9 protein-coding genes are annotated in these 12,850 nt (G+C 45.2%); 5 read left to right on the plus strand and 4 right to left on the minus strand.

The genetic code is table 11. The annotated features are described in order from the left end of the window. The first annotated feature begins 74 nt into the window (after positions 1–74). From rimO to CPIN_RS15420, 5 genes are all read left to right on the plus strand, one after another. Complete coding sequence (gene rimO, locus CPIN_RS15400) at positions 75–1,382, plus strand: 30S ribosomal protein S12 methylthiotransferase RimO (protein ID WP_012790737.1); 1,308 nt, start codon at positions 75–77, stop codon at positions 1,380–1,382. A gap of 123 nt (positions 1,383–1,505) precedes the next feature. Further along, positions 1,506–3,251 carry a DEAD/DEAH box helicase gene (locus tag CPIN_RS15405; protein WP_012790738.1) on the plus strand — a complete coding sequence of 582 codons (1,746 nt, stop codon included), beginning with the start codon at positions 1,506–1,508 and terminating at the stop codon, positions 3,249–3,251. 255 nt (positions 3,252–3,506) lie between these two features. Next, a complete protein-coding gene (gene glgB, locus CPIN_RS15410) occupies positions 3,507–5,447 on the plus strand; it encodes a 1,4-alpha-glucan branching protein GlgB (protein WP_012790739.1) in 1,941 nt (646 codons plus the stop codon). 152 nt (positions 5,448–5,599) lie between these two features. Then, positions 5,600–6,496, plus strand: a complete 897-nt coding sequence (locus tag CPIN_RS15415) for a DUF4382 domain-containing protein (RefSeq protein WP_012790740.1) — start codon at positions 5,600–5,602, stop codon at positions 6,494–6,496. Positions 6,497–6,594: 98 nt separating this feature from the next. Further along, positions 6,595–7,209 (plus strand): toxin-antitoxin system YwqK family antitoxin, encoded by a 615-nt coding sequence (locus CPIN_RS15420; RefSeq protein ID WP_012790741.1) that lies wholly within the window; start codon positions 6,595–6,597, stop codon positions 7,207–7,209. A gap of 193 nt (positions 7,210–7,402) precedes the next feature. On the opposite strand, the gene CPIN_RS15425 is transcribed toward CPIN_RS15420, so the two are convergent. The 4 genes from CPIN_RS15425 to CPIN_RS15440 form a co-directional block, all read right to left on the minus strand. Beyond that, the gene (locus CPIN_RS15425) at positions 7,403–8,071 is read right to left on the minus strand and encodes a phosphatase PAP2 family protein (RefSeq protein WP_012790742.1); all 669 of its coding nucleotides are present in this window, start codon (positions 8,069–8,071) and stop codon (positions 7,403–7,405) included. A 115-nt stretch (positions 8,072–8,186) separates the two neighbouring features. Continuing rightward, positions 8,187–8,588: a KGG domain-containing protein gene (locus CPIN_RS39175; RefSeq protein ID WP_012790743.1), complete on the minus strand. Its 402-nt coding sequence runs from the start codon at positions 8,586–8,588 to the stop codon at positions 8,187–8,189. A gap of 542 nt (positions 8,589–9,130) precedes the next feature. Further along, on the minus strand, positions 9,131–11,524 hold the full coding sequence (locus tag CPIN_RS15435) for a glycoside hydrolase family 31 protein (RefSeq protein WP_012790744.1): 2,394 nt from the start codon (positions 11,522–11,524) through the stop codon (positions 9,131–9,133). Positions 11,525–11,819: 295 nt separating this feature from the next. Then, entirely contained in the window at positions 11,820–12,728 is a 909-nt protein-coding gene (locus CPIN_RS15440) for an oxidoreductase (protein WP_148230574.1), read from the minus strand. Positions 12,729–12,850 lie beyond the last annotated feature (122 nt).

Raw genomic sequence — 12,850 nt, forward strand, 5'->3', positions numbered from 1 at the left:
ATTCGTGTCTGGATGTCTTCGTGGCGGTAAGCAACTGGGTGTCAGGCCCTCTTGCCAGATTAAAATATTCGCGCTTGAAGACAAAAACTTTAAAGAAAGATAAGGTTAATATTATTACGCTTGGCTGTTCCAAGAATATGGTTGATTCTGAAGTGCTCAGCGGTCAGTTACTGGCCAATGAAATCGATGTGGTGCATGAAAGCGCCAAAAAGGATCACAATATCGTTGTTGTAAATACCTGTGGCTTTATTGATAAGGCCAAGGAGGAATCTATCAACACCATCCTGGAACAGATTGAGTTGAAAAATCGGGGTCGCCTGGAGAAAGTATATGTAACAGGTTGTCTTAGCGAGCGTTATCGCGGAGACCTGGAAAGTGAAATTCCTGGTGTAGATGCCTGGTTTGGTACAATGGAGTTGCCATTGATCCTGAAAAAGTTCGATGCTGATTATAAGGCAGAGCTGATCGGTGAACGTCTGCTGGCTACTCCTACGCACTATGCTTACCTGAAAATTGCTGAAGGATGTAACCGTACCTGCTCATTTTGCGCTATTCCGTTGATGCGCGGTGGTCACGTATCCCGTCCTATCGAGCAACTGGTAGCAGAAGCGGAAAAACTGGTGAATTCAGGTGTGAAGGAGATCATGCTGATTGCACAGGAACTGACTTATTACGGTCTGGATCTGTACAAGGAGCGTAGACTGGCCGACCTCTTAAGAGCGCTGGCACAGGTGAAAGGTCTGGAATGGATCCGTCTGCATTATGCTTACCCGCACAAATTCCCGATGGAAGTGCTGGACGTAATGAATGAATTCCCGAATATTTGTAAGTATATTGATATGCCGTTGCAACACGCGGCCGATAATATGCTCAAATCCATGAAACGTCAGATTACACGCGTTGAAATGGAAGATCTGATTACCGCTATCCGTGCAAAAGTACCCGGCATCTGTCTGCGTACCACGCTGATCACCGGTTATCCGGGTGAGACGCTGGAAGACGTGGAAGAGACCAAACGCTTCCTTGAGAAGATGCGCTTGGACAGGGTAGGCGTATTTACGTATAGTCACGAGGAAGGTACCAGTGCTTACGAGCTGGAAGATAATATCCCTGCGGAAGAAAAAGAACGCAGGGCACAGGATATCATGGAAACGCAACAGGAAATTTCCCTGGAGAAAAACCAGGAAAAAGTTGGCCAGGTATTCCGTGTAATCGTAGACAAAAAAGAATCAGGCCGTTACCTGGCTCGCACAGAATTCGATTCTGTGGAAGTAGATAATGAAGTAATCATTAATACCAGCAAACGCCTGAAACCCGGAGAATTTGTTAATGTCAGGATCACCAAGGCATATGATTATGACCTGGAAGGGGAACTGGTGTAAACAATGATGAGTGTGATCCATTGTGATTGTTGACCGGCACTAAATTTTATTTCAAGAGTAATCAGTTTAACAAAACTGAATAGTATACCAAGGCTCCCGACGGAGCCTGATCAAAGCAAATCAATGACTACATTTGAAACTTTAGGCTTACAGGAGCCCATCTTAAAAGGAATCCAGGACCTGGGATTTATTGCACCTACGCCAATTCAGGAAAAAGCTATTCCTGTGTTATTGGGTGGTGACCGGGACTTTGTAGGTTTGGCCCAGACGGGTACAGGAAAGACGGCAGCATTTGGCCTGCCGCTGTTACAGCAGATCGATATTAAACAACGTCATCCACAGGGATTGATTTTGTGTCCAACACGTGAATTATGTTTGCAGATCACCAATGACCTGAAAAACTTCAGTAAACACCTGGGTGATGTAAGCATCGTAGCGGTGTATGGTGGTTCAAGCATCGTGCAGCAGCTGCGCGATCTGAAAAGAGGAGTGCACATCGTAGTGGCAACTCCCGGCCGTTTGCTCGATATCATCGAAAGAAAGGCAGTAAATTTTGCGAATGTACGTTATGTTGTACTGGATGAAGCAGATGAAATGCTGAATATGGGCTTCCAGGAAGACATCAATAATATATTATCCAATACGCCTGAAGAGAAAACCACCTGGTTGTTCTCAGCTACCATGCCTCAGGAAGTACGCCGCATTGCGCAGAAGTACATGTCAGATCCTTTCGAACTGACCGTAGGTAATAAAAACAGCGGTAACGCTAACATCGAACACGAATACTACGTAGTACGTCCGCGTGAAAAATACGCAGCACTGAAACGTATCGTGGATTACAACCCTGAGATTTTTGGTATCATTTTTACCCGTACTAAAATAGAATCACAGGAAATCGCGGAATCACTTATCCGTGACGGTTATAATGCAGATGCCCTGCATGGTGACCTGACGCAGCAGCAGCGTGATAAGGTAATGAAACGCTTCCGTGAAAAATCATTACAGGTACTGGTAGCAACGGACGTTGCAGCCCGTGGTATCGACGTTGACAACGTAACACACGTAATCAACTACGAACTGCCTGATGATGTAGAAAACTACACACACCGTAGTGGTCGTACCGCACGTGCCGGTAAGTCTGGTATTTCCATCGCGATCATTACTGGTCGTGATACCGGAAAGATCCGTCAGATCGAAAGAGTGATCGGTAAGAAATTCACTAAAGTAGACGTGCCTGATGGTTTCGCAGTATGTGAAAAACAACTGTTCGGCCTCGTTCATAAAGTGCACAACGTAGTTGTAAACGAAGAGCAGATCGAACCATACCTGGAACGCATATTTGAAGAGTTTGCGTCCATGACCAAAGAAGAGATCATCAAACGCTTTGCTTCTCTTGAATTCAATCAGTTCCTGGAATATTATCAGGATGCACCTGATCTGAATGTGAAAGAAGAAAGAAGATCTGCTGAAGGTGGAGAACGCAGAAGTAGCAACGGTAAATTTACCCGTCTGTTTATCAACCTTGGTTCGGTAGATGACTTCACCCGTGGTGATATGTTACGTTACCTGTGCGACACCAGTGGTGTACGTGGTAACAAAATAGGTCGTATCGATCTGAAAGGTGTTTATTCCTTCTTCGAAGTAGAGAATGATGTTGTGGAGAAATTCCAGCAGACCTTCAAGAAAGCAGAATACAATGGTCGTAGCGTACGTATCGAAATGTCTCAGGATGGCGATAAACGTCGTTCGGGTGGCGGTGGCCGTCCTCCACGTGAAGGTGGTAGCGGTGGCAGACGCTGGGAAGGTAGCAACAGCGGTGGCGCAGGCGCCGGTGGCAGCCGTGCTGGTGGTTTCAGAAAGAGATACTAGTCGGTAGACTGAAGTAATAATAATTGTGAGTCCGTAGGAGATAGTCTGACTATTTCTTACGGACTTTCTCTTTTTCAATTAAGAATTAGGAATTAAGAATTAAGAATTGGAATGCAGCGTAGATCTTCACGGCAGTCTTTAATTCTTAATTCCTAATTCTTAATTCCTAATTCTTAATTCCTAATTTCTTTTCCGGTCTGATACTTGATGGTGTTAGTATTTAAGCTATATTGTTACTCTTAGCAGTACCCTATTATGACAGTAAATAAAAAGTCGAAGTTACAGCCGGTAGTACCCTTTTCCCTGCTTTCCGCCAGGGATGTAGAACTGTTTCAGGAAGGAACTCACGCGCACCTGTATGAGAAATTCGGGGCGCATACATTGGAATATGAAGGCGTAAAAGGAACTTATTTCGCTGTCTGGGCGCCTAATGCTGCATATGTATCCGTTATCGGAGATTTCAACGAATGGGATCATTATAGTCACACTTTGTACCCGAGATGGGACAAGTCCGGCATATGGGAAGGCTTCATCCCACAGGTAAAAAAAGGCGCGCTCTATAAATATTTTATCCGATCCAATTCCGGGGAAGAACTGCGAAAAGGAGATCCTTACGCTAACTATTGGGAACAGCGTCCGTTGACGGCTTCTGTAACCTGGCAGCTGGATTATAAATGGAAAGACAAGCGCTGGATGGAACAGCGTCATAAACATAATAGCCTGGAAAGTCCTTTCAGTGTATATGAAGTACACCTGGGCTCCTGGCGCCGGCCTGATAAATCTAATCACGAATTATTCTATACATACGCGGAAATAGCCGCCATGCTGGTACCTTACGTAAAGGATATGGGTTTCACCCATGTGGAACTGATGCCGGTCATGGAGCATCCTTTTGATGGTTCCTGGGGATACCAGGGTACCGGTTATTATGCACCTACTTCAAGATACGGTTCTCCGCAGGATTTCATGGCTTTTGTCGACGCATTTCATCATGCAGGTATAGGTGTCATCCTGGACTGGGTGCCTTCTCATTTCCCTTATGACGCCCATGGATTGTACAGATTCGATGGCGCGCATACTTACGAGTATGCCGACATGCGTAAGGGCTATCATCCTGACTGGAACAGCTATATTTTCAACTATGCCCGTAGCGAGGTACGTTCATTCCTGCTCAGTAATGCCGTATTCTGGCTGGAGAAATACCATATAGACGGGCTGCGGGTGGATGCCGTCGCCTCCATGATTCACCTGAATTACTCCCGTGAGGCAGGGGCATGGGAGCCCAATGAACTGGGAGGAGAGGAGAACCTGGAAGCAGTGTCGTTCCTGAAACATATGAATGAGACGATCTACAAATTGTTTCCGGATGTGCAGACGATCGCAGAGGAATCTACCAACTTCTATGGCGTATCCCGACCTGTTTATATGGGTGGACTTGGATTTGGTATGAAATGGATGATGGGCTGGATGAATGATACCCTGGCTTATTTTAAGCGCGATCCTTATCACCGTAAATGGCACCAGGATCAGCTGACCTTCAGTATTGCCTATGCATTTACGGAGAATTTCATGCTGCCGCTCAGCCATGATGAAGTGGTACACGGTAAATCGCCTATGATGTATAAAATGCCGGGCGATGACTGGCAGAAGCTGGCCAACTTACGCCTGATGTACAGTTATATGTTTACCCATCCTGGTACTAAACTGCTGTTCATGGGCGATGAATTCGGACAGACAACCGAGTGGAATTATAAATCAGAACTGGACTGGCATCTGCTGGAACACCTCTCTCACCAGGGCTTACAGCGGTACGTTAAAGCGCTGAATCACCTGTATACCTCCGAACCCGCATTATATATCAAACAATTCGAGTACTATGGCTTCGAATGGGTGAATGTATCGGATTATGATAATAGTATACTGGCCTATCTCCGTAAGAGCTACAAACCGGAAGAAGATATGCTGATCGTGCTCAATATGACCCCGGCAGCCCATGAGCTGTATCAGTTAGGTATAGACGGCGGCGGCACATGGCAGGAGATTCTTAATAGCGATCACGCCGAGTTTTTTGGTAGTGGAGTAGTGAATGCAGGCATATTGGAGGCACAGGCGCTTCCCCTGAACGGAAAAACCCATTCTTTACAACTCCGCATCCCCCCGCTGGGCGCGAGTATTTTCAAAAGAGCAATAAAATAACCATATAAAGGTTGATGGTCCCGATATTAAGGATATATAAGAGTTTTTACTACTGTGTTAAACTTTTGTTTATTTTTGCTATCTAAATACTGCCTTACTCAGAGAAGTACTCTTCTGACGCGGCGTATTATTAACCATAAACCATTCTTTTTATGAAGACCTATCTCCGAACCACCGGATGGGGACTAGCCGCATTATTGCTGTTGGCTTTCGTTTTCCATGCCTGCCAGAAGGACAATTCCGCGTCCTTGTCACCTGGTCCAGGGCAACAAAGACTAAACATTTATTTGTCAGATGATCCGGGATTTTTCGACAACGTATTCCTGGACATCCGCAAGGTGCAGGTGTTGGTAGATACCTGCGAAACTACCCGCGGCAACGACGACAACTGGGGCGATGATTATCACCGCTGCTGGTGGTGGGAAGACCGCCGCGACAACAAAGACAGTTGTCAGGTATGGGATTCTCTGGGTATCCGCGCAGGCGTATATGATGTACTGTCTCTGCGTAATGGTACCGACACGATCCTGGGCGATGGTATCGTTCCTAAGGGAAAGATCAAAAAGATCATGATCACCCTGGGCGACAACAATTACCTGGTAAAAGACAGTGTGACTTATCCGCTGAAGTCTGCTTCCGGACAGGTACGTCTGGTAATCCAGGTACGTCATGATGAGTGGGAAGAATTTTCAAACGGCAATTTCCGCCTCTGGCTGGACTTTGACGTAGACCGTTCTATTATCCAGACACGTAAGGGAGAGTTCTTACTGCGTCCGGTGATCCATGTATTCACGGTGAAACAGACAGGTAGTATTTCTGGTAAAGTAAGTCCATGGCAGGCATTCCCTGTGATCACGGTTTATAATGATCAGGACACGGCTTATGCATTACCATGGAAGAATGGAGAATACAAGCTGAGAGGATTGAAAGCAGGTACTTATAAAGTATTTGTGAATGCATCCAATGGCTACAAAGACACCACGGTGACGGGTGTTACGGTGAACAGAGGTGATAATACGAAAGTAGAAGAGATTAAGCTGAAGAAATAGGTAATTCAGGTTAAATCAAAAAATGACGACTATTTATACCCGGCGCAACTTTGTTGTGCCGGTTTTTTTTTATACCTACTTTTGCACAAATTAATCCTATGAGAAAACTGAGTGTATTTTTAATGCTGCAATTCATGGTCCTGGCGGCTTTTGCCCAGATGCCCAAGGTCCGGGTCAACAAGGTTGACGAGCAGCAGCGCAAACAAGGGGAATGGCAGGAGGAAATGCCTGAAGTCCGCGGAGAACCGGGTTATACCTGGGAGGGAAACTATGTCGATAACAAAAAAGAAGGAATATGGAAGAAATATGCCGTATCCGGAGGAATTATCGCAGAAGAAACCTACAAACACGACCAGCTGAATGGCTATGCACGTTATTTCTATCCAAACGGTAAGGTCAGCGCGGAAGGTGCTTTCGTGGCAATGGACATCAACGGTGAAGTAGACTACTTCAGAATCGTGGATCCGATCACCGGAGATGAAAAATTCGAGGAAGTAAAAAGAGATGGCAGTTCCCAGCGTAATGGTATGTGGAAAGTATATGACGAAGATGGAAAGATGATGAAGGAATACTATAGACGCGGAGAGCCAGTGACAGAAGAAGAATTCGGAAAAGCGCCTGTAAAACCGGCTGCATCGGAAAAACCTGCAACACCACCTGCACCACCTGCATTACCTCACCAGAACCAGAAGAAAAAGGGCAATAAAGGATAATAGTTATCGGGTACTGTATCAAAAGTCTCAATAGAAATAAAGAGGGCACTAACAGCGAGCTGACTGTAGCAAATCAGAAGGTCTCATCACAATGAACAGAACAGACGAACCTACAATTTTGAAGTAAGTAACCAATCATCTAAGGAGAAATATTTTGGGCGCCCTGGTCATTATGACCGGGGCGCTTTTTATTTTATGCGGCATTTTTCTTTCTGCTCAGTGAGCCATCCCAGCGCGGATCCTTAAAGAATGACCAGGTACCGGACCATGTCAGCCAGATCAGGGTCACTACTGTTGCAACAATGGAACCACCTGTGACATCTTCCAGGAAATGCTGGCTCATATACATGCGGGAATAAGCGACCAGCAGGGCAAAGAGCAGATAGAGATATCCCATCTTTTTATTGGGAGTGACATATGTCAGCACCATTGCGATGGTGAATGCGCAGGCGGTATGTCCTGAAGGGAAGCTGAAGTTATTGGTCAGGAGTTCCACATCAGGGACATAGTATATCGGACGTGTGTGCCCTGCGAAGTAAACGCTGGGTCTGGGCGCGCTAAAAAGATTTTTAAGAGATACATTAACGGCGGTGCTCAGGATAAGACCGGAGGCCATTAAAACGCTGCTACGATAGCTGAAGAAAAGGAGCAGGAGGCATATGACTACAGCAGATACACCACTACCTAATTCAGTCATATAGGGAAAAAATACATCGCCGGCGGGGAAGTGCAGGCCATTGATGAAAAAGTAGATGTCTTCTTTGGAATAAAAAAGCCTGGCTGCCAGTACGAGTATCAGTATACCGAGATAGGGCAGGAGAAAGGGATAGAGGCGACGGGAATTAGCAATAAGTGTTTGCAAAGGATGCTTGTTTTAACAATTAAATATATCTGGCAAATGTATAAAAAAAGGAACGCCTGGTATGTACTTAAATACTTACCAGGCGTTCCAGTTAAAGGAAAGAAACCGTGTTGTCTTACACCGATGAATTCGAACTATCTTTTTGTCTTTTTTTGTGAGCAGCTTCACCGCCTTTTTTGCCTATTTCAGCCATGTGCTGTCTGTTTCTGCTGACAGCTACTCCGCCTTTACGGCCTGCTTCGCGGGCTTCAGCGGAATTAAACTCGTGAGCAACACCCTGTGCGTGAGCTGCGCGTCCGCCTTTACTGGCTATAGCGCGTTGCATCGCTGCATCCATGGATGCGAAACCACGTTTATCTTTGCGGCTTGTTGTCGTTTTGTCTTCTGAGGGAGTTGAATGTTTGTTCTCTGCATGACTTCCATGTGCTGTTGATTCTCTTGATTCACGGTCTTGATTGAGGTTTTCCCTTTCCAGTTTGTCCTGCTCTGTGAAGTGATTGCTTTGTTCTGCAGCCATAAGAATGAATTTGAAAGGTTAAAAAATGGGTTCCATCTAACGTAGGAAATTGACTCTAATTCGTGAAAGTAGGCACAACTATTATGCCGCGTATGAAAGATCGGTTGTATAACGCATTGGATAACAACTTTACACGTTTAAATTTCTCACATTTTTACAATAAGCGTGGAGTAGAATTGACAAACTGTAGCGTGAGAACGCCAATTGAAATTAGATAATAAAGAAAGTGAATGAAATGTTAAGAAATGTCACATTGACGATCGTGAAAATCCATTTGTAACGTGGCATTAACATAAACTGAGCCGTTCACAAAATTCGCATCTGTTCATTTTGTTCATTTTGGCTATACGACGTTTGTATGCTTTGTCTATAAGTTATAACATCCTAATTTTGGATAACTCTAAAGTTGGCATAGGTTATGAAAAGGCACTAAGATCTCAATCTACAGTGCCCTTTTTTTTAAGTAGGGTTTAAAACTACAAAACCCAAATTCTGTGAAAGAATTTGGGTTTTATAATCAGTGAAAAGTCCACTTACTTCGTTTATCTGATAATGAGATTTTCGAATTTACGTTCCACCACGATATTTACAACATTCCCCACAAAGTTAGCAGGAGTAAGCTTTACAACGTTTCCATCCAACACATATTCTTTCGCTTTGAACGGTAAACCATGCACGGAAATATTGTGTTTTCTGTACGCTGCATTGTATTGACCGAAGTATTTTTTTCTCAACGCGAAATGTGATTTTTCAGAGCGCTGTTTGAAACGGATATCATTATACTGACCATTTTTATAGCCGTAGTGATCGCCTGCATCTTCGTATAATGAACTGCTATATTCTTCTGTTGAATAATAAACATGCAGCATCATTTCTTCTGTATTGCGTTCATCTACATGCTGTATCTTCGGATAGTTCGGAATAACAGCACCGGCTTTTACGAACAATGGCATTTCATCCAGTGGCGTAGCGATTTTAATGACCTGTCCGCCGGTATACATCTGGTCATTAAAATAGTAATACCATTGTCCTTCCGGCAGGTATATTTCTTTTTCTTTCATGCCCTGTTCAGATACATGACTTATCAGCAATGAATCACCTAACATGAATTCATGTGAGCGATCATATGTTTGTTTGTCATGTTGTGCCACGAATGCCAGCGGACGCAGCATAGGGGTACCAAAACGGGAGTATTGCCAGAAAGTAGTATATAAGTAAGGCAGCAGACTGTAGCGTAGCTGTATGAACTTCTTTGCGACTGCTTCGTATTCTGTACCGAAACTCCAGGGTTCCTGGTTAAAACCGGTTTCATTACTTGCAGAGTGCGTACGCATCAGCGGGTGGAATACTGCCAGCTGGATCCAGCGTACATAAAGTTCGCCATCGGGTTCGCCGATGAAACCACCGATATCGCTTCCTACGAAAGAAATACCGGATACTGCCATGCGTTGCGCCTGTACAGATGCCAGCCACAAATGATCCCAGCTGGATACGTTATCGCCGGTCCAGAAGGAGGTCCAGCGTTGTGCGCCGGCATAGCAGGAACGGGAGATCACGAAAGGTCTGTTCGGCATAAGGTACTTCTTCATACCGGCAGCTGTCGCTTTACTCATCAGATGTCCGTATACATTGTGCGCCTTACGGTGGCTCACCGCTTCTCCGTCATAGTCATGGCGTACATCTTCCGGGAAGGTACCCATTTCGAATACGGCAGGTTCGTTCATATCATTCCAGACGCCTCTGACGCCCACATCAACCAGTTCTTTGAACAGGCCGGCCCACCACTTACGGACTTCCGGATTGGTATAATCCGGGAATACGCATTTACCCGGCCATACATCGCCTTCCATTAAGGCCCCATCTGCACGTTTACAGAAGTAGTTATTCTGTATACCTTGTTTATAGATGCTGTAATCCGGATCTACCTTGATACCAGGATCGATGATCACGACTACCTTGAAGCCCTGTGCAGCCAGTTCTTTTATGAGTCCAGCCGGCTCCGGGAAACCTTCCTTACTCCATGTGAAGCAGCGGAAGCCTTCCATATAATCGATATCCAGGTGGATGACGTCGCATGGTATTTCACGTTTACGGAATTCAGCAGCTATTTCTTTTACACGTGTATCCGGATAGTAGCTCCAGCGACACTGCTGATAGCCTAATGCCCATAATGGCGGCAATTCGGCAGTACCGGTGATACTGGTATATCCTTCTGCCACTTTCAGCAGTTCAGGTCCGTAAATGAAGTAATAATTCATTTCTCCGCCTCTTGCCCAGAAGCTGGTTGCATTATCTCTTTCTTTACCGAAATCGAAAATGGTGCGGAAGGTATTATCGAAGAAGATACCGTATGCTTTACCACGATGTAAACCATAGTAGAAAGGAATATTACGGTACAAAGGATCGGTGTCTTTCTGGAAGCCATAAGCGTCTGTACCGAAGTTCTCCATACGCTTGCCATGCAGGTTCAGATCAGTTGGTTTATCACCCATCCCAAAGAAGCATTCATCTTCCTGGATCTGTTTACTGCAATACACGATTTTACCACCTTTCTGCAGATAATACTGCCAGTGGAAACCCAGTTCGTCCTGGTTGATGATACAACCCTCCAGGTCAGTGATGGTCAGACGCAGGTCATCTCTTGAGATGTAGATGCGTAATGCCTCTGTGTAGATTTCGAAATTTTCTTCGAACTCGTGCAATCCGAAGTTAACAGGCGATTCTTCGAGCCTGTCGCTGACAGCGTAAGAGAAGTCTCTTTGGAAATTACCGTCGGCTGCGTAGCGGAAACGAACGATCTTGTCTGAGATGATCCTTACTTCCAGGATTGTTTCTGTTGTATAAAAGTAGAAGTAGTTGCCTTCTTTCTTCCAGTCTTTGATATTATCCGGATAATGTTTCGCCGAATATTTCCCCGAGGAGGTTGTTACTTGCATTAGATCGCTTTTAAATTTCCTGAATCAATGTTCCAGTGTTACGTTTGGTTGTAGGACTGTATGAACAAGTTGATTCCCTTTCCCTGTCACTACCCAAATTAGGTAAAAAATATTGTTTTAACACGCTTTTGCGGTGGAGGCTGTTTACCAGCCATTTACCGGTAAAAATAACACATTCGCTAAAACGTGTATGTAACATATTCGTGTATATCCTACCTTGAGTAGTATTAATGTACTTTTTGCTTTAACCTATTTTTTTCCGGGGGTGTTTTTTTGCACCCCTTTTTCATAAAATTTATTGTTGCATCGTACGGAAGTGTCCGGTTTTTTTACTGCCGGCCAGCCATACAAATACGCCGCCCGGCGCTACGCCTGCAACATGAAATCCTTCTTTGCTGATAGTATGCCAGTTCAGACCGCCATCTTCCGAGATATCGGTCCCTGAAGGGCCGGTAGCCAGGTATTTTTTACCGGTAATATGTTGTACACAGGAACGATAGCCACCGGGAGACGTCACTGCCACCTGCCAGCTACGACCACCGTCTTTTGTGATGAAGCAGTTATTTGTTGTAACAGAATCCTTCAGATAATCTCCACCGACAGCTACTCCGTTCAGCTGATCCGCAAACGCGACAGAAAAAGCGCCCTGGCTGGACTCGCCCTGTGTGAAGTTCCAGTTGTTAGCTTTCCATTTATCCCATCCGATAAAGAAACGGCTGTGTTTACCGCCGGTAACAAAGCAGGCCTGTCCGTTGGGTAGCATCCGCAAACTGGTACCGCTGGCCGCAAAAATGGCTTCTCCTTCTTTGGCTTCGGGCAGTTTTGCCGGAGGATCAGGCTGCCAGGTCTTTCCGCTATCCATTGTACGGATAATGGTGAATTTACCATCTACAGGATCTCCGATCGCCATGCCTTCTGCTGCATTCTTAAATACCATACCATCGAAAAAAATGCCTTTCGCTGTATTAGTGTAGACTTCTTTCCACGATTGACCGCCATCCGTAGTTAATACAATATGTGCTGGTTCACCGGCATTTAATAGCAGCGCCCGCTTATCACTGAAAGCAACGAGGGAACGCCAGTCGCAGGTATCATAGCCAGGTACCGTCAGCCATTCCCAGTTAGTACCGCGGTTGGAAACAGAACGTCCGACCTTTCCCTCGGTACCTGATACCCAGATAACGCTATGGTTTACAACGTTCATCCCGCGAATACCCTTAATAGGAGCCTGTTCTGAGTGAATGACATAGCCGGACTGCCCAAAGAGCGGAAAAAAGGCAATTGAAAAAAGAAAGCTTAAAAAAAGTGCTTTACAGTGGGAAACCT

Source organism: Chitinophaga pinensis DSM 2588 (assembly GCF_000024005.1).
Lineage (GTDB): Bacteria > Bacteroidota > Bacteroidia > Chitinophagales > Chitinophagaceae > Chitinophaga > Chitinophaga pinensis.